The 18,855-nt window shown below is 62.6% G+C and carries 15 protein-coding genes; 12 read left to right on the forward strand and 3 right to left on the reverse strand.

What is annotated here, in order from left to right:
• Positions 1–2 precede the first annotated feature (2 nt).
• The 3 genes from OKW43_RS10520 to OKW43_RS10530 are packed head-to-tail and all read right to left on the reverse strand — an operon-like array spanning position 3 to position 2,341.
• Complete coding sequence (locus tag OKW43_RS10520; protein WP_429447047.1) at positions 3–653, reverse strand: glutathione S-transferase family protein; 651 nt, start codon at positions 651–653, stop codon at positions 3–5.
• Positions 654–2,129: a sodium:solute symporter family protein gene (locus OKW43_RS10525; protein WP_429447049.1), complete on the reverse strand. Its 1,476-nt coding sequence runs from the start codon at positions 2,127–2,129 to the stop codon at positions 654–656. It lies immediately after the preceding gene.
• Positions 2,126–2,341, reverse strand: coding sequence for a DUF3311 domain-containing protein (locus OKW43_RS10530; protein WP_429447051.1), 216 nt, complete (start codon positions 2,339–2,341; stop codon positions 2,126–2,128). Before OKW43_RS10530 ends, OKW43_RS10525 begins: the two co-directional genes overlap by 4 nt.
• A 365-nt stretch (positions 2,342–2,706) precedes the next feature.
• Between OKW43_RS10530 and OKW43_RS10535 the strand changes: the two genes are divergently transcribed.
• The 12 genes from OKW43_RS10535 (at position 2,707) to tssJ (ending at position 18,809) form a co-directional block, all read left to right on the forward strand.
• On the forward strand, positions 2,707–3,384 hold the full coding sequence (locus OKW43_RS10535) for a MarC family protein (protein ID WP_187634208.1): 678 nt from the start codon (positions 2,707–2,709) through the stop codon (positions 3,382–3,384).
• 395 nt (positions 3,385–3,779) lie between these two features.
• Positions 3,780–6,152, forward strand: a complete 2,373-nt coding sequence (locus OKW43_RS10540; RefSeq protein ID WP_429447053.1) for a DUF2345 domain-containing protein — start codon at positions 3,780–3,782, stop codon at positions 6,150–6,152.
• Positions 6,153–6,156: 4 nt separating this feature from the next.
• The gene (locus OKW43_RS10545; protein WP_429447055.1) at positions 6,157–8,661 is read left to right on the forward strand and encodes a M23 family metallopeptidase; all 2,505 of its coding nucleotides are present in this window, start codon (positions 6,157–6,159) and stop codon (positions 8,659–8,661) included.
• Positions 8,661–9,260 (forward strand): hypothetical protein, encoded by a 600-nt coding sequence (locus OKW43_RS10550; RefSeq protein ID WP_429447057.1) that lies wholly within the window; start codon positions 8,661–8,663, stop codon positions 9,258–9,260. Before OKW43_RS10545 ends, OKW43_RS10550 begins: the two co-directional genes overlap by 1 nt.
• 19 nt (positions 9,261–9,279) lie before the next feature.
• Complete coding sequence (locus OKW43_RS10555; protein WP_429447059.1) at positions 9,280–9,642, forward strand: hypothetical protein; 363 nt, start codon at positions 9,280–9,282, stop codon at positions 9,640–9,642.
• Positions 9,608–10,630, forward strand: a complete 1,023-nt coding sequence (locus OKW43_RS10560) for an IS30 family transposase (protein WP_429445436.1) — start codon at positions 9,608–9,610, stop codon at positions 10,628–10,630. Before OKW43_RS10555 ends, OKW43_RS10560 begins: the two co-directional genes overlap by 35 nt.
• 258 nt (positions 10,631–10,888) lie before the next feature.
• Entirely contained in the window at positions 10,889–11,164 is a 276-nt protein-coding gene (locus OKW43_RS10565) for a hypothetical protein (protein ID WP_429447061.1), read from the forward strand.
• Between the two features lie 96 nt (positions 11,165–11,260).
• Positions 11,261–11,521 (forward strand): PAAR domain-containing protein, encoded by a 261-nt coding sequence (locus OKW43_RS10570; protein ID WP_429447063.1) that lies wholly within the window; start codon positions 11,261–11,263, stop codon positions 11,519–11,521.
• Positions 11,521–12,801: a hypothetical protein gene (locus OKW43_RS10575; RefSeq protein ID WP_429447065.1), complete on the forward strand. Its 1,281-nt coding sequence runs from the start codon at positions 11,521–11,523 to the stop codon at positions 12,799–12,801. The genes OKW43_RS10570 and OKW43_RS10575 overlap by 1 nt, the downstream gene beginning before the upstream one ends.
• The gene (locus OKW43_RS10580; protein ID WP_429447067.1) at positions 12,782–16,441 is read left to right on the forward strand and encodes an ImcF-related family protein; all 3,660 of its coding nucleotides are present in this window, start codon (positions 12,782–12,784) and stop codon (positions 16,439–16,441) included. The genes OKW43_RS10575 and OKW43_RS10580 overlap by 20 nt, the downstream gene beginning before the upstream one ends.
• A complete protein-coding gene (tssF, locus tag OKW43_RS10585; protein ID WP_429447069.1) occupies positions 16,438–18,297 on the forward strand; it encodes a type VI secretion system baseplate subunit TssF in 1,860 nt (619 codons plus the stop codon). The genes OKW43_RS10580 and tssF overlap by 4 nt, the downstream gene beginning before the upstream one ends.
• 14 nt (positions 18,298–18,311) lie before the next feature.
• Entirely contained in the window at positions 18,312–18,809 is a 498-nt protein-coding gene (tssJ, locus tag OKW43_RS10590; RefSeq protein WP_429447071.1) for a type VI secretion system lipoprotein TssJ, read from the forward strand.
• The last annotated feature ends 46 nt before the right edge of the window (positions 18,810–18,855 follow it).

Below are 18,855 nucleotides of genomic sequence, written 5' to 3' on the forward strand. Positions count from 1 at the left end.
CGTCACTGATCGTCGTTGCGCCACTCGGTCAGCTTCTCCCGCTCATTGAGTTCGATAAACGCGGGCCGTGCGCGCAGCCTGCGGATATAGCTCGCGAGATGCGGCCAGCCCTCTGTCGCCGGGCGCGGCATGTTGCGGGTCCAGCGCATCAGCACGAGCGCGAGCAGGTCGGCGGTGCTGAGCTTGCCGCCCGCGAGGTAGCCGTGGCCGTCGGCGAAATGCGTGTCGAGCCGCGCGCACGCCTGCTCGATGCGGCGCCGCGCGAGCGCGCGCACCGCGTCGGCGCCAGCCGGGTCGCCGTCGCTGCCGGCGTAGAACCAGTCGCGCATCGCGGGCAGCAGCGTGTTCGCGAGGTAGATCATCCATTCGAGCCATTCCGCGCGTGCGACCGACCCCGGCGCGGGCGCAAGGCCGGCCTCGGCGTGGCGCTCCGCGAGCAGCATCAGCAGCGCGGCCGATTCATGCCGCGGCTCGCCATCGACGATCAGCGTCGGCACGCGGCCGGCCGGATTCAGACGCAGATACTCGGGATCGTGCTGCTGGCCGGCGTCGATATCGACGAGCCGCGCTTCGAACGGCACGCCGATTTCGAGCAGCATCCAATGCACGGCCATGCTGGCCGCGCCGGGCGAGTAGTACAGAACGTAGGACATTCAATGCACCGACGCGTGCTTTTCCTGCTCGGCCGCGCTCGGCTGTGTAACCGCGCTGACGATCGCGAACACGATCACGTTCACCGCGAGCGCGACGAAGCCGATGTTGACGTCCTTCAACGCATCGGGCAGGAACGGCATCAGTTGGCCGACGCTCCAGTGCAGCGTCGTGCTCAGCGTAACCACCGCGACACCCGCGACGATGCCGCAGAACGCGCCTTGTTTGGTCGCGCGGTCGCGTGGAAACAGGCTGCAAATCACCGCTGGGAAAAGCTGCGTGACGAAGCTGTAGCCCATCAGCAGTAGCGCGACGATGGTTTCGCCGCCGTTCAGCGTGAAGCCGACCGCAACCAGCGCCACGACCGGCACGAGGACGCGCGCGATCGTCGCGACCGACGCATCCGACGCGTTGCGGTTCACCATGCCGCGATAGACGTCGTTGGCGAGCAGCGTCGATGCCGCAGTCAGGATCATCGAGCCCGGCACCAGCGCGGTCAGGATACCGGCCGCGCCGATCACGCCGATGAACCACGGATCGAAGGTCTGCAGCGACAGGCGGAACAGCGACAGGTCGATGTCGGCGCCCTTCAGGCCCGGCACGCGCAGCGTCGCCGCGAAGCCGACGAAGAACACGAACAGCAGGATCAACTGATAGAGCGGCAGGATCGCGGCATTGCGGCGGAAGATCCGCTCGTCCTTCGCCGTGAAGATCGAGCCGAACGTGTGCGGCCACATGAAGAAGCCGAGCGCGGTCAGCAGCACCGTGGACTGGAACCACACGACGCTCGAGCCACGCGCCGGGAAGGTCAGGAAGCCGGGACGCGCGGCGTCGATCGTGCGGAACATCTCGCCGAAGCCGCCGTAGTAATGCAGCGGCAGATAGATGCCGAGGAACAGCACGATCGCGAGAATCAGCAGGTCCTTGACCACGGAGTTCCACGCGGAGCCGCGCACACCCGACACGATCACGTAAGAGGTCACGACGATCGCGCCGATCCAGATCGCCGCTGTCGACGTGATCACACCGTACGACGCGGTCGCAACGATGATGCCGAGGCCCTTCAGTTGCAGCACCAGATACGGAATCAGCGCGGTCACGCCGACCAGCGCGACCAGCGTGCCGAGCGCCGGACTATCGTATTTGCGCGTGAAGAAGTGCGGCTGCGACACGAGGTGGTGCGTTTTCGCGTAGCGCCAGATCGGCGGCAGCATCCAGTACGACAGGATGTACGCGAGCGTGCCGTAGGCGAGGATGTAGTAGACCGGCGCGCCCTTGCCGTACGCGAAGCCGCTGCCGCCGAGGAACGTGAAGGTCGTATAGATTTCGCCGGCCATCAGCAGGAACACGAACGCGGTGCCGAAGCTGCGGCCGCCCACGCTCCACTGCTCGAGGTTCATGTCGTGGCCGCGCCTTGCGCGCACGCCGAGGAACAGCGCGAACAGCGTGACCGCGGCGATGATGACGAGTGCGCTCATGAGCGAGCCTCCTCGCCAGCGGTGGCGACGTGTCGGTTGGTCGGATCGAGGTGGTAGATGATCGCCATGATGATCGCGCTCGACACCACCCACATGACGATCCAGGCCAGCACGAACGGCATGCCGAGCACGAGCGGCTCGACCCGATTGACAAACGCAATGCCGACCAGCATGCCGATGAACGGCAGTGCGGCAAGAACTCGAAGCAGCATGTGGGCAACTCCTCGAACCAGTAGGTATGTGTCGTTGAAATTCCGGGCTTCGCTGACGACTGTATGCCGGATGCTTCGGTCCCGTAAAGCAGGTCAAAATAAATGTGAGGACTTCGACCGTTGCAGATGCATCTTCCCGGCCCGGGTTGCTGCACCGCAAGGCGGGACGCGCGGCGGGACGCAAGTTGCTGTGCAGCTTTTTTTGCAAGAGTCACGGGCGCGCCGCGATATCATCTGCGAGCATTTGCAGCATTTTCCGGACCGCGCGATGCGTGCCGGCTTCATCGCCGTCGGCGCGAACCCGCGCATGCGCACTCAAGCGCACGCAGACGCACGCAGACAAACACAGACGCACGGGCACGCACATGGTCGAAAGTCTGATCTCGGACATTCTGTTTGGCTTCACCGGCTTGATCAGCATCATCAATCCGTTCGGCGGCGCGTTTGTGTTTCTGGACCGAACCGCGTCGTTGACCCTCGACGAGCGCAACGCGCTCGCCCGCAAGATCGCGATCAACGCCGCCTGCGTGCTGCTGGTGGCGTTCTTCATCGGCACGCCGATCCTACATTTCTTCGGTATTTCAATGGAAGCGCTGCGCATCGGCGGCGGGCTCGCGCTTGCGGTGGGCGGCTGGCAGATGCTCAACGCACCCGATACGCCGGCGCTCGAGCAAACGGGAGTCAAGCGCGTCGACGCCGAGAACGCGATGTCGCGTGCTTTCTTTCCGCTGACCGTGCCGCTGACCACCGGGCCCGGTTCGATCGCGACCGCGATCGCGCTTTCCGCGAATCGCACGCACAAGCTGTCGGCGTTCGTGATGTCGAGCATCGCGTCGGTCGCGATCACGTTCGCGGTGGCCGTCACCGTGTATCTGATCTATAGCCGCGCGACCGTGTTGGCGCGCTATCTCGGCGTCGAGGGCACCAAGGTCGCCTTGCGGGTGTCGGCGTTCCTGCTGCTGTGCATCGGTGTGCAGATCATCCTGACCGGCGTGTCGGAATTCCTGATTCCGATCGCGACGATGCCGCGGGCGGCGCGCTAGCGCCGCGTCGTCCGGGCGCGCTCTTGGCAAAGAAGAGAAATGTCGAATCGCACGATGCGTTTCGATTTGGCGGACGCCGAATTGCCGACTATCTAACTCGAATAGTGTCAGCGGTATCGAAGGACATACTGCCACGGTCACCGTGCCCGCGTCCTCATCCGCTCCCGCGATTTCCCCATAACGCGCAAACCGCTTCGCGATCCCCTTATCACGTATTGCCATCTCGAAAAATGGAAGGATCGTGATTTGTCGTTGTTTGACAGAACCGTTGAAAATTTCAGACACCCGCCCGTCAGCCCGATTGACGTGTTCGTGTTGCAACCCTAGATTCCTGCGCCAGAAGCTGAGAACGCAACGATTTCGCATCGTTTCTTTCAACCGGACAGGGATGGCGTATGAATGCTGTGACGAAGGGCTTTACGGATGCGCTGCGCCACCCGAGCGCGCGACTGACCCAGCACCTCACGCTGTGGATCGGCAGGAAGAAGCACGATCTCGATGTGCTCGACTTCAAGGTGGGCGGCGGGTTCTGCAAGGACTACAAGGTCGATATCACGGTCACGTCACCGCAACTCGACATTGACGGCAAGGATTACGTCGGGTGGCGTGCGGGCCTGCAGGTCGACGAGCGCGCCGCGGTGCCTTCGGCGAACTGGACCGAACCGGCCGATCACGCGGCGGCCACCTTCAATGGGGTCGTGACGTGCTGGAAGCGCATCCGCACGAGCCGCGACGAGGCCGCGTACCGGCTGGTCATCGAGCCGCGCTTTGTGGCCTACTGCAAACGCATCATCAGGAGCGACGTCTACAAGGACGTGACGTTTCAGGAGATGCTCACGCAGGCGCTGGTCGACCGGAAGAACTTCGAAGCCTTCGATGTCGAGTTCCAGATCGAAGGGCTGCAGGAGAAGATGGAAGAAGTCGTGATGTACGAAGAGTCCTTATGGAACTTCATCACCCGTCACTGCCGCCGCCTCGGTGTTTTCTGGTTCTACAAACAGGGACGCGGCGAGGACGGCAAGCTCGACACCATCGTCTTCGCCAATAATCCGCGTGCCTACATCCACTCGATCGACGTGCCGCTGCTAGCCGCCTCGGGCCTGAGCAGCAACTGGCATGAGGCAGCGCAGGCGGTCCACGCGCAGCGCACGCTGGTGCCAGCGACCATCGAACTGTGGGAGCGCAACTACCGCACCCCGGAGGATCCGCTGCGGGCCACGGCGAGCGTCTCGGATGAGGCCGATGACCGTTCGGTGTTCGGGCAGATCAGCCTCAGCGCGGAAGGCCATCTGACGCCGGAGCAGGGCGAGGCGTTCGCGCAGACGCGGCGCAGCGAGCAGATCGCGCGTCAGGTCACGCTGGCCGGGGAGAGCGATGCGAAAGGCATCGCGGCGGGCGTCGTGATCAAGCTCACCAACACGAAGCTCGCGAGCGCCGAATACGGCTTCGTGATCACGTCGTTCAGGATGAAGGGCAGCCGCATGAAGCCGGCCTATACGCGCTTCAAGGCGATGCCCGCGCATCTGACCTACCGACCCCGGTTCGACTACCAGCGGGACTGGCGTTTTCTGGCCGGCCCGGTCGTTGGCATTGTCACAACGCTGGACTCGACCCCCTACGGGTACATGGATGCGCACGGACGCTATCCGGTCCTGCCGAAGTTCCTGCAGGGCTCGGGCAACACCGACAACAAGCTGCTGAACCTGCGCCTGCTGCGTCCCTCGTCCTCGTCCCAGGGCGGCTTCCACTCGCCCCTGCTGCCGGGGACCGAGGTGCTGCTCGACGGCGAAAACCGCGATGTGGATCGCATGCTCATCAGCGGCGCATTACACGATTTTTCGCACCAGGATCCGGTGCGGGGCACCGATGCACTCTTCAGTTATGCCACCTGGCGCTCGCCATTGCTGGGGGCCGAGGTCGTTTTTAACGATCTGCACGGCAAGGAGAGTGCGCGCCTCGCGACTGTGTACAGCCAGTCGGCGTTCAACCAGGGCTACCTGCTCGACAGCAAGAAGCTCGCTCGCGGAGAGGGGTTTGAGGCCACCACTAAATCGTGGGGCACGGCACGCGCGGCGAAGGGCCTGTTCCTCTCGGCGGACGCGGCAGCCGGGCCGGATACCCCGCACCTGGACATGCCCGCCGCTGTCGCGCAGCTCAAGGCGGCCCTGCAGCGCGTGACGGATCTGGCAACGGCGACCACGCAGGCCGGTGCTGATCCGGCCGACCGCGCCACGCAGTCGGCGCTGCTCGACGGGCTGAACCAGCTTCGCGACGCAGGGCTGCTCGCGAGCGCCCCCGGCGGCATGGCGTTCGTGACGCCGAAATCAATGCAGCACTCGGCGGGGCAGAACGCGATTGTCACGGCAGGCCAGGACATGGACGTGAGCGTCGTTAGGCGCCTGCGCATGGCGGTGGGCGGCATGATCTCGCTGTGCGCGCACAAGCTCGGCATCAACCTGACTGCAGCAAAGGGCAAGTTCACGGCCTCAGCGCTCACGGACGGCATGGACCTGTTCGCGAAGCAGCAGGTACGCATGGCCAGCGAAAGTGCGGACGTGCAGGTCTCGGCGAAAACGAAGATCGCGCTCAACAGCGGCGGGGCGTCGCTTGAGATCGAGGGCGGCAACATGACGTTCCACTGTCCGGGCTCGTTCACCATCAAGGCGGCGTCGTTCACGTTCGTTGGCCCCGACAACGTGCCGACCCGGTTGCCGTCCCTGCCGAGAAGCAGCCTGAAGATTTCCGACCCGTATTCGTCATCCCACTGAAGCCATGATCATCAGCCCTCCCTTTCTTCCCGCGTCGGGCCTGACGGCCAGCGACGCGTCGAAACCGGACACCATGATGGATACGGTCGACCAGTTCGAGATCGGCCATCATGGGGTCTGGCCGGTCACCTTCGACCGGCGTTCTCATTGCGGCATCCATCTGAACCCGGGTGAGCAGACGGAACCTGTTCGCGCGATCGCCGATGGGGAAGTTGTCGCGTACCGGGTCTGCAAGAACGCCATCTCGGACGGCTCGACCGATTCGACGAGCGGGCAGCCTCTGCTGAACTCGAATGCCGGGTTCGTCCTGCTGCGGCACCAGACCGACACGGGCGACGGACGGACGATCACGTATTACTCGCTCTACATGCACCTGCTGGACATGACCAGCCAGGAGCACATCGTCCCCCAGCCTAACGATCCGCCGGAGACCGGCTCGGCGAATGCGCTGCCCAAATGGCTGCTCGATACGGCAGGGGGCAAGGATGGGGTGGTCCAGACGGGCGGCACGAAGAAGGTGTATCGCAAGGACATGCTTGGCTACGTCGGCCAGTATCAGGGTGTGGCGCATCTGCACTTCGAAATCTTCATGGCGGACACTGATTTCACGGCCTGGTTCGACCAGGCTGGTCACAAGGTTCAGATCGGCAAAAAGAATCCGGTTCAGCCTCAATCGGGCGACTATTGGGGGCACAGCTATTTCATCATTTCCGGCCCCCAGGAGCTTTATCCCCAGCCGGCAGGCATGGATGAGAAGTGGTTTCCCAAACTGCCGGGCGGCTCGCTTGGCGCAGGCGACACGCTCTATGTCGAGGCGTGGTTCAACAAGGGGCAGCGCTTTACGCGTGCGTGGATCGATAACGGCGGTAGTGGCAACGTGACGCTGCTCACGGCGGACCCGGTCGCAGACCCCTATGACAGCGGGACCGACAGCCACCACAATCCAAAGCGCTACGAATATGATCTGTATGAGCGTGCAATGGCGCTCTATCCGACGTGCCCGAGCGATGGTTATGAAATGCTGCGGTTTGGACGGATTCTCTCGGACCATCCGACGCTGACGGGGACGGCTTGTGCCACCTGGATCGCGGTGCCGTTCGACGGGAACGGCACGCTGGGCTATGTCAACATCGCGCCGGACGCGATCAGGAAGTTGTCTGATGCCGATTTCCCGTTCTTTACGGGGTGGCAAAAGGTGGATGGCGACAACACGCCGTTCAACGACGCTGGACGATGTGATTACGCCACGCTTTGCGGGTTGACCGGCATTCAGGATTCGCTGCCATCGGCACAGCCGCTCGAAACCGATCCAAACAACAACAATGAGGTCAACCTTCAGCTTGCCAGCTACGTACAGAACACGGACGGCGTGGATGAAAAGCTCCGGGGGATGGTGTTCAAGGCGCGCAGCGAGTGGGATCCGTCCAACAACGAGGAGCGCTACAAGGACCTGAACGACCCGTCTGGCTTCTTTGGCAAGCAGAAGGATACCAACCCCGATGGGTACGCCAAGTTCACCGATTTCCTGAGCAAGTTCCAGTTTCTGGACAAGACGCCCCTCGTCGGGCAGAAGCTCTGGTTTTTTCATCCGTTGGCGCTTATCCGGCATTTCAGGAAGTGTGGGTGGCTCTCGGCAGACGAGTTTAGACAACTCCTTCCAAAAGAAGTACTTCGGGAGGGGGCGCATCACGCTGTTTACTATGAGACAGTGAGCTATACGCAGAGCCGGAGGCATTTTGCAGAGAACAGCCTTATACCGCTTAACTATGCATTAAGAAAATATAATTTGAGCATACCGTCCCGAGCGTCAACTTTTTTTGGAAACTCAGCGGAGGAAACGGCATGGTTTGGTTCCCTCTATGAAAATAATGCCGGTGAGTGGTATCACCCTTGGGACGGTCGGGGCTTTCTTCAACTTACTGGCCCGGAAAACTACATGCACTATTGGGACTTTAGGGGGCGAAAGAGCCAAATATCCGATGCGACGCGAGTTAGACTAAAAGAGAGCTATCGTAACGCGAGTAACAGCCGATCTAACGCTGCACATTATCTGTCTGATTCCGTTAGCGGTGTAACGGCGCCAATGATTGCATGGCGAGCGCAAGTTTCTGCGAACTCGATGCCTCCTTCGGATGAAGATGTAATGGCGCCATCAGATAGCGCGGGATTCTATTGGATTTTTTCTGGCATGGGTGTTCGCGCCGACAAGCAAATTGCCCTCGAACGGCGAGGGGTTACGGCGACACGCCCACCCGTCCACCACCAACAGAATTCGAGTAATCCGCCAGTTAGCAAGGTTTACTATCATTGTGCCTCATTTAGAGATGCATCGGCGGCGGTCAATCTCCCGGCGGCAGTTGGGCATCCAGAGAGGCCATTCAATGGGTATATCGCGAGATGCGTCGGCTACGCTCAAGCGCTAGCCGTCTTGGGGGATATGTTTTTCCCAGATGCGCAAGGTGCAATGACATTGGGATTCCCAGAAGGGCGCGAGCCGAGGAGAAGTTGATGGTTAAATTTAGTGCTGCTTTGAGGGCTGTCTTCGGGATATGTATCTATTTCTCGCCGGGATTTTCGGCGCACGCCGGTCAAGAAATAGTTTATGTCGATATGGGGGGCCGGTGTCATATCGGCATTGAAGATATTTATGAAGGGCATTTCGCAAGCAAGATGCCACTGAAAGCGGGATATTGGACGGACACTCCACCACACAAAACTGATATGGAAAATTTTGGTGTCCCGTTTGAGTGCCAAATTTTGAATGGTTCCACGGTTGATCAAGTTTCCATGCGATTTGGCGCAGTTCCCGATAAAACGGCAGACGAGGGTTGGTCAGTCTATTACGAGTCTGATGAGGATCGCGATAATTTGCACAGCTTGACTAAAGTCTATGCATTGAAGGCAGTAAATGCGAGCGGATTTTATATGGTGCAGGATGATAACGATGGTGATGAAGCTACGCGCCAACGTTATTTCTCATATTGCCTTTTCCACGATCATTCGGCGGTTTGCGGTTCCCGATCTGTTATGCGCCTCCAAAACCCGCGGGGTAGTGTCTTGCCTGAAATTGTTAATATTTTGAAATCTGTAAGATTTGTCGACAATTGATAATATAGCGGGGTGATGTATGACGGCCAAGGTAATCACAAAAACACTTATTTCAATCGTATTTCAGACCTTTTTCCTGACAGCGTGGTCGAGTGTGCTGGCAGACGAGGCTTCTCCTATGCTTGCCGATCTTGGTATTAATGAGGCATACAAAGATTGCAGATTATTTGTATTTGACAATAAAAATGATGCGGTACTCTTTTCTAGTGTGAGCCACTTTTCTAAATTGTCAGAAACCTATGGGAATCAGGATGTACACGATCAATGCATAGTAGGGCTAAGGTCTAAAGTGTTAATGGGCGCGATCAAATTTGAAGTGCAACACCTTGCTCGTGTAAGGTGTGCCAATGCAAAAAAGAAGTTACCAACAACTGCAGCCTGAAGAACGCATGACGATTGCAAGCATGAAGCAGCAGGGTTCGAGCGTTCAGGTCATCGCCCGAACACTCGGGCGCGCGGCGTCAACCGTGAGCCGCGAGCTGACCAGGAACACGTGTTCTGCCGTGGGCTATGCGTCTGCACCAGCGCAGGCGCTCAGCACGAGCCGACGCGAGGCTGCGCGCCCGTGTCCCAAGCTGCACCCTCAAAGCGTGTCGTGGCGCGTGGTACTCACCCTGCTGGAATGGAAGTGGTCGCCCCAGCAGATCTCAGGTACCCTCAAGCGCATGTGGCCCAACGATCCGACCCAGCATGTCTCGCACGAGACCATCTACACCGCCATCTATGCCCAGCCACGCGGCGAGCTGCGCCGCCAGCTTATCGCCTGTCTGCGCCACGGCCACAGCACGCGTATGTCACGCAAGCGGGGCACTGACCGGCGCGGCCAGATCCCCGACATGGTGAGCATCCATGTGCGCCCGCCTGAGGTCGATGACCGGGTGATGCCAGGCCATTGGGAAGGCGACTTTATCAAGGGTGCCGGCAACCAGTCTTCCGTCGGCGTGCTGGTTGAGCGCACCAGTCGCCTGGTGCTGCTGGCGAAGATGGACGACGCCACCGCCGCCTCGGCCCTGGCCGGCTTCACTGCGAAGCTGAATTCGATCGCTGCGCCCCTGCGCCAGAGCTTCACTTACGACCAGGGCAAGGAAATGACCCGCCATCAGGAGCTCAGCGCCGCCACCGGCGTGCGCGTGTACTTCTGCGATCCGCACAGCCCCTGGCAACGCGGCACCTGTGAGAACACCAACGGGCTGCTGCGTCAGTACTTGCCAAAAGGCACCGACCTCTCGATCTACAGCCAGGACGAACTCGATGCCATCGCCGACAGCCTCAACAGCCGACCGCGTGCTACGCATGCATTTCATTCGCCATTCGAGGTGTTCGAACGTATGCTCGCAACCGCTTCCATAACTTCAGCTTCCGTTCATTAACCCGCTGTTGCGCTTCACCTTTGAAACCGCCATGCCTATGTCGTCAACCGACGCACATCAGGATGGAGAATTTGTGAATATCATGATTGTGCGCCGAGCTTATCTTTCTCCGAGTTATCTTGCGAAGGAAAGCCCGACTATGACGAATGCTTAGAAAAGGCTGTACTCAATTACAACGGATTTTACGAGGGATATCAAGGTCGCTGGGAAAGGAAGGTCTATAATTTGGGTGATGCTGGAGGCGAGTTGGAGAAGTCCATGTCGGAAACCATTAATGGAACCATACGAAATTCTGATGGAATTACAGTTATCAGCGAATGGAAGCGTCCGTATCATTTTCCGGATCAAACGGGCAGTGATTTGATAATTCTTGACGTAATAAGACGCACCCCATTCGGGTACGTCTTCGCCGGCGGAAACTATGGTATTGCTATTCCGGTTGACAAAACGGAAGGATCGCAAATAAAAGCCACCGAGCTTATCAATCGAGTGATTGATGTTGTTCAAAGTGTTCGCATGAAAAATGGTGGCTGATGCTGTCTAATAAAATTACGGCATTCGCAATGCAAGCGGCATTTCTATTTAATCTGAAAGCGCTAGAAAAATGGAACAGAATGTGTTGGTGACGCGATGACGTTTCCCATCCGCAAAGGCGACGAACTCGAACACGGCGGCGAAGTGACTGGCGGCTCGCCATGGATGAACTTCATGGGCAGGCCGCTTGCCCGCAAGGGCGATGAGGCGATCTGCGCGCAGCACGGCCCGACTGTCATCGACGAAGGTTACGCGAAGTTCCCCGACCGCGACGGCAAGGAGGTTGCCTTCCATCATTACCGCTGCGCGTGCGGCTGCCGCCTGATCTCGTCGCTGCAGAACGTCAATATCGCGTAATGCCGGTCGATCTTTCTCCTGCCGGACGCTCCAGCGCGTATCCGCCCAGGATGCGCTTCTGGCCATGGGCGGTTACCTGCTTCGTCTGTAACGTGTTCGGCCCCGTGATCGTGCTGATAATGTGGCCGAAGGGTGAGTCTGCAAACGGCCTCAAGTTCTGGAACTGGGCGGTGGGGGCGCCGAACGGGCTGTTCCTGGTCCTGCTTGGGTTTGCACGCGCGGGCTACGAAGCGCTGTGGTATCGCGCGTACTGGCGCAATCATCATCGTGACCGCTGGCTCGCGGAGAAAATCCGGTTCGCGCAGCGCCCGCTGCACGTACTCGGTGCAGGGTATTGCCTGCCGCTGGCGGGCAAATCCTTGGCAGACGTTCTCGCAGGAAAGCAGTCGCTCCTGAAGATGCAGAGCGCGCGCCATGGCTCGGGCAAGGTCCTGTGCAATCGCTTTGAGGACCATGATCCGCTACTGGCCGGGCTGCCCATGGTGGGTGAAGACGAAAGCGAGGGCGGCGGCGCAGGCGTTCTGACGAAAACCGCTCTCGCTGTCCAGATGATCCGTGCTGCGCTTGAGCCGCTGGCCGGAAGTATCCAGGCGCTAACCCGATACGACAAGGCGCACTGGCCGCAGGTGCGCGTGCTGGCCGGGCCGGAGATTGCGGGCCTGCGCGTGGCCCAGGTCCGCGACGCGCTGCGGCTGGCGGCGCTGCCGCCGCTCGAGGTTCAGGTTGTCCCGGCATCTGACGGGCTGCTGGTGGCCGATGCCTGGCTCGATGCGCGCGAGTGCCGTCCGCTTCTCGCCATCGCGGCAGCGTGGTATGACGATGCCATCGACGAAGGTCGCGCGGAAGGATGCGCTGCAGTGCTCTTCGGCCCCGGCTACTTCAGGCTCCCACCGGAGGTCAGCCCGAAAGCGGCGCTGCACCGGCCCGTCCAGGGGATCGACGGTGAGGCCGGGTACGGCTTCGCGAATGCGGCGATCTGGGGCAAGGTCAAAGCCGCCGCAGTGACGCGCGCGTGGATCACGCACCCGGTTGAGCACTGCGACCGGGCTCTGGCTGCTGCGGGTTTTCAGGCCGCTTCGAAGGATGCCGCGCAGTGCCGCCTGGATCGTATTGTCGGCGACGCCGGCGCAGCCAACGGTCTGCTGGCAGTTGCCGCTGCGATCGAATCCGGCACCGCAGGCGGACCGCAACTGGTTGTCGATGGCCTGCAGTTGGCCATCCTCCATGTCTTACCCGCAGATCAAGAAAACGCATCCACGCATGACGATACCCAAAAATAACCTGCAGAACATGGAGCCTGAAACCGCGGCCAGCAAACCGGCTCCGAGCCGCGTGGCGATCTGGGGCATGCCCCTCGCCGCGCTCGTCCTCTCCATCGCCGGACTCCTGCTGGTCTGGTTCGGGAATAACCGTCTTGGCATTCCGGATGGCGTACCGCGCACTCAGCTATTGATCGGTATTCCGATAGTGCTGGTCATCATCGTGATCGCCCATCTGTTCGCCGTATCGACAGGCGCATATCGTGGGGCGGCCAGACTGTTCCGCTTTGAAACAGGCGACCGAACGAAGGCGGAGAAACCCCTCAGGCGCGATGCGTGGCTGCAGCGTGTGGTCGAGGAACTTCGTGTTTCGCACGGCTGGTTCTGGCGCGGCCGCCAGCGCTGGCTACTCGTGAACGGTGCGGACGAACGCGTCAATCAGGTCGCGCCCAGTCTCAAGCAGGCGGGCGTCATGCACGTGGCCGAAACCATTCTCGTGCATGCGGCGCCGGACGGGATCGAGGCTGCGAGGTGGCTCGGCCAGATCCGGCAGTTGCGCCGCCGCCGTCCGGTCGATGGCGTTGTGCAGGTCGCGCGCGCTGACGATCCCGATCACGAATTACCGCGCACGCTCTCGGGAATCGCCACCGCGCTGGGCTGGGCTGCGCCGATTGCCTTTCTGCATCCGGTCGACGCGAAGGGTCGACAGCCCGAATGTTTCGAGCCGGTTGGCGCGTTCATGCCGGACGGTTCGCGCCGACAGGCGCAGGTTGCCGCAGCCATGCTGCCGGACGTGCTCGACGAACTGGAGCAGAGGGCGGCGGGCGCGGGCGTACGCCAGTGCGGTGAGCCGCACCGGATGACCTGGCTGATGGAAGTCTCGAAGTACGTCGGCGACCACGCCGGACGGATGACCGGAAGCCTGCGCGCGCTGGGTGCGTCGAACTGGCTGCGCGCGCCGCTGGCGGGCGTCATGTTCGCGCCGGTGTTTCCGGGCGCGCCCACCGTGCCGGTGCCGGTTGCCGAAGGGGAAGATGTGCCCGGCCAGGCTGCCCCGGCGGTGCCGGTGAACGGGGTCATGCGCGAACAGCCGTCCGCACTACTGCCCGTCTGGCAAAAGATTGCGGCATCAGCGGCCCATTATCGTGGCCGCCGCATGGGTCTGTACTGGCCGGACGTGCTGGCGGTGTGCGTCCTGCTTGGGGGGATCGCGTGGACGGTGATGCTGGTGATCTCCGGTCTCGGCAACCGGGCGCTGGTTCAGGACGGACAAACGGCAACCACGGCGGCGCTGGCCGCTTCTCCTGGCACACCGCAGGCGCTGCGCGCGCAGATCGCCCTGCAGAAGCAGATCGACCTGCTCGAATATCGCCAGCAGCACGGTGTGCCGTGGTATCTGCGCGCGGGCCTGTCGCGCAACGATGACCTGCTCGAAGCGCTCTGGCAGCCCTACAAAACCGTCGCCACGCGCAACTTGCGGCAACCGGTCGTCCAGGCGCTGGAGGGCCAGTTGGCCCAGCTCTCGCAGATCCGCGCCGACGAGCAGCAGGGCCACGACGCGCAACAGCAGGCTTACAACCGCCTCAAGGCATACCTGATGCTCGGCACCCCGGCGCGTGCCGATGCGCGGTTCCTCAAGGACCAACTGCTGGACGTATGGCCCGGGCCCACCGGCATGCGCGTGGGGGAATGGCTCGACACCTCGCGGCAGCTGGCAGGTTTCTGGGCCGATCACCTCAAGGCGCACCTCGACTGGCGGATCAGCACGTCGATACCACTTGTCACGCTGATGCGCTCGACGCTCGTGAACCAGATCGGCCTTGCGGCAAGCGACGACGTGCTCTACCAGCGCGTGCTCGACGCGGCGCGAGGCAAGTACGCCGATGTATCGCTCGCGACGCTGCTCGCTGGCGCGGATGCGCATGGTCTCTTTACGACCACGCAGACGGTGTCGGGCATCTTCACGCGCGCCGCGTGGGAGGGTGTCATCGGGCAGGCCATCGATGACGCCGCGAAGCAGCGGCACGTCGAAGACGACTGGGTGCTGACCGGCGGCCAGCCGGTTGCCCAGGTGAGCGCCACCACGGTTGAAGGGGCGATCGGCGCAGCGCGCACCGCCGTCGATGCGAAGCACGATGCGGACGATCTCAGGCAGCGGTTGCGCGCGCGGTATTTCACGGACTACACGGCGGCCTGGGCGGCCATGCTCAACAGCTTCCACTGGATCCCGGCCACCAGTTTCTCCGGCGTGATCGACCAGCTGACGCGCCTGACCGATGCGCAGACCTCGCCGCTGCTGACGGTCATGAAATCGGTGCAGTACCAGGGCGAGGCGGGCCGTCCCTCGCAGGCGCTCACCGATACTCTTGTGCGCGAGGCGCAGGGGCTGCTCGGCGGGGGCGACAGTAACGCGACGCAGGCTCCGGTGGTCAATCCGCTGGACCGCACGTTTGGCCCGCTGCTGGCACTGTTGGGTGATGCGAATGCGGCTCCCGCCAGCGGCAACGCGGGCAACAGGCAGGCCGCGAATGCCGCCGCGTTCAGTGGCGTGAGCCTGTCGCGCGTGCTGACCGCCGATACGACCGTGCGGCTGAAGCTCCAGCAGATCCAGGCGAGCCCGGACGCGCAGGCGATGGCGCGCTCGCTTGCGCAGGCGATCTTCCAGGGCAAGCTCTCGGACCTGTCGCAGGCGCGCGAGGACGCGGCGCTGACCGCCGCAAGCCTGGGCGCGCAATGGTCGGGCTTCGGGCAGACCCTGTTCGTGCAGCCGCTCGATGCGGCCTGGCAGGCGGTCCTGCAGCCCGCTGCCGCGAGCCTGAACGACGCATGGCGCGCCGCGGTGGCCGCACCTTTCCAGTCGTCGTTCGCGACGCGCTATCCGTTCGCGCCGACGAGCGCCGATGCGTCCTTTGCTGAATTCGGTCGCTACGTGCGGCCCGACACGGGGCTGATCAGCCGCTTTATCGATATCGAGCTGGCCGGTGTGCTCAAGCGTCAGGGCGACCAGTGGGTGCCGAACGAACTTGCGCCGCAGTCGCTGCAGTTCGATCCGAAGTTTCTCGCGATGCTGCGCCTGATCGGGCCGATGGGCACGCATCTCTACGTGCGGGGCGAGTCCGGTTACCACTTCGAAATCATGCCGCAGCCGACGCCGGACGTGACGCGCACGGAGCTGACGGTGGACGGCCAGCCGGTCGTCTACTTCAATCAGCACGAGACGTGGACGCCGTTCGCGTGGCCGGGCAACGGCCTGAACGGCCACGCGTCGCTGAACTGGCAGACGCTGAACGGGGGACTGCGCCTCGCGTTCGACCGCACCGGGGACTGGGCCTTCCTGCGGATGCTGGAGAAGGCCCAGGCCAAGCCGCTCGATGATACGCGCTACGAGCTGGTCTGGAATGGTGGGACGGCGACTGACGAAGCGAAGGCCGCGTCCGCTACAGGCGGGACGGCAAATGAGACGACAAATGGGACGACAGGCGGCAGCGCGAACGGCGATGCAGCAGTGCCGCTGCGCTACCTGTTGCGCGTGCAGGTGGGAGCGGGGCCGCTGGAGCTGCTCAGGCTGCGCGGTTTCAGCATGCCCGGGCGCATCTTCGTGACGGGCCGTGCCGGCGTGATATCCGGACTGCCACCCTTACCCCCGGAGTTACAGCCATGACGGCGCCGTGGAAGCCCTTCCAGCAGGAAGGCCGGAACCCGTTCCTGAAATATTTCGAAGCCGAGATGCGCTACCTGCGCGAAGCCGGTCGCGAGTTTGCACGCGACCAGCCCGACGCGGCGCAGCGCCTGGGCATGCAGTACGGCCAGGAGAACGACCAGGTGCGTGCAGTCAACGAAGGCTTCGCGCTGCTCGTGGCGCGGCTGCGCCAGAAGCTCGACGACGCGATGCCGGAACTCACCGAAGGGATGCTCGATAACGTCTACGAGCATATGGCGCGGGCGATCCCGTCGCTGTCGATCATCGAATGCACGCCACTGAACCGCCGGGACCTGAAGACGGCGCAGATTCCCGCCGGGGCGGTGGTGCGCTCGGCGCCTGTCGGTCCCGATCGGGTGCAGTGCCCGTTCCGCACGACCCAGGCAGTCGACCTGCTGCCGCTCTCGGTCGAGGACGCGGCGGTGGCGGTGCGCGCCGACGGGTGCACGGTCATCCGCCTGACGTTCGGCCTCTGGTTCGGTGACCAGCGCGAGCATACGGACCTGTCGCGGATCCGCCTGTACCTGCATGGCGAGCGGCGCGCCGCCGCCGCGCTGTACGCGGCGCTCACGGGCCAGGTCGCCACCATCGGCCTGCGCCTGCCCTCGGTGCGCGATGGCGCGTTGCAGCCGCTCGACGGGATGCGCTTTGAGCCTGCAGGGTTCGGCCCATCGACGCGGCTGTGGCCGGTCATGGACCCCGGGCGCAACGAGTCGGTCGACCGCGAGCAGACACTGCTGGAGTACTTCGTTTTCCCGCAGAAATTTCACTTCGTCGACCTGTGCGGCTTCGACGGCACGCTGGTGCCGACGGGTGAAACGCGCCTGAGCTTCGAGATCGAACTGGCCGGGCGCATGCCTGGCGACCAGCCGGTGAGGCGGGAGAGCTTCCGGTTGTTCTGCACGCCCGTGATCAACCTGTTCGAGGTCGATGCGCTGCCGTTGCAGCCCGCCGACCTGCATGACAGGGAGCACCGCGTGCGTGTGCAGCCCGCCGTGGCGGATCACGTTGAGCCCTATGATCTGCTCGCGGTGACTGCGACCGACCCGGAGGGCGGCGCACAGCACACCTACCGGGCGTTCACGAGCTTCAAGCATCGCGGCTGGCTGCTGCACTACGAGAAGCCGGAGCGGTACTTCCATACCGCGACGCGCCATGGCGTGCTGGGGCGGGAGCTGTGGGTGACGCTGGCGGGGCAGCTCTGGGCCGGGACGTACCGTTACGCGCCGAACGATGAGGAGCGTCCGCAGTCCGACCGCCATCTGACGATGCGAGTGCTCGCGAACAACGGACGCCTGCCGCGCCTGGCGCTCACGGAGGCAACGATCACCGAGACGGTGTCGGGCTTTACGGGCATTGCCTCGGTGCGCAATGTGACGGCGCCGAGCCTGCCGCAGTATCCGCCGCGCTACTTCCCTGGCTACGACTGGCGTGTGCTGGGACACTACACCGCGAACGGCGCGAATGAACTCAACCGGATACTCATGGAGGGCGCGCCGGTCCTGCGAGAGGTGCTCGAACTCTACGACTGGACGCCGGACGACGCGATCGCGCAGCGCATCGACGCGCTCAGGACGGTGGACTTCTCCGAGGACCAGGTCCTGCAGCGCGCTCACGTGCAGCGGGTTGCACGCATCCACATTGAGCTCGACGCGGGCGGGTTCGACGGGCCGGGCGACGCGGTGCTGTTCGGCGACGTGCTGAGCCACTTCCTCGGGCGTTACGCGAGCGTCCAGTGTTCGATGCAGCTGGTGCTGACCATCGACGGCCAGCAGACGGTCTACCCGCGCACCGATTTCAGGGGGGCGCCGTTCTGATGCGTATGAAGATCATGCGGAGCGCTCCCGGCGTGCTGCTCGCGCTGGCGGTAAGCGGGTGCGGTATGTGGCAGTCGGTGAAGGACGGCACGGTCGCGGCGACGCAGGCGGTATTCGAGACGAAGGTGAAGCAGATGAACCTTGTCGTGACGGCGCGCAGCGCACTGAATCGGGACGCGCGCGGCGCGTCGCTGCCGGTCGTGCTGCGCATTTACCAGTTGAAGGACGACAAGCCCTTTGCGACGGCAAGCTATGCGCAGCTGCTTGAGGGTAACGAGGCGCTGAAGGCCACGACGCTCTGGAGCCGGGACGTGACGCTGGGCCCGGGGCAGACGATGAAGATATCGGAGCCGATCGGCGACGCGGCGAACTATGTGGGCGTGGCGGCGTTCTTCCTCGATACGGCCAACACCGAATGGTCCGTGCTGGTGCCGAAATCGCAGTGGAAGAAAACCGAACCGGTCAAGCTGAGGCTGACAGATAACCGGCTCGAGCTGGAGGCTGAGAAATAGCATGAAAGCCCTGCAAAAACCGGCGGGGAAAGTAGCATATCTCTGC

The sequence above is a fragment of the Paraburkholderia sp. WC7.3g genome, assembly GCF_050436345.1.
In the GTDB taxonomy this organism is placed as follows: Bacteria; Pseudomonadota; Gammaproteobacteria; order Burkholderiales; family Burkholderiaceae; genus Paraburkholderia; species Paraburkholderia podalyriae.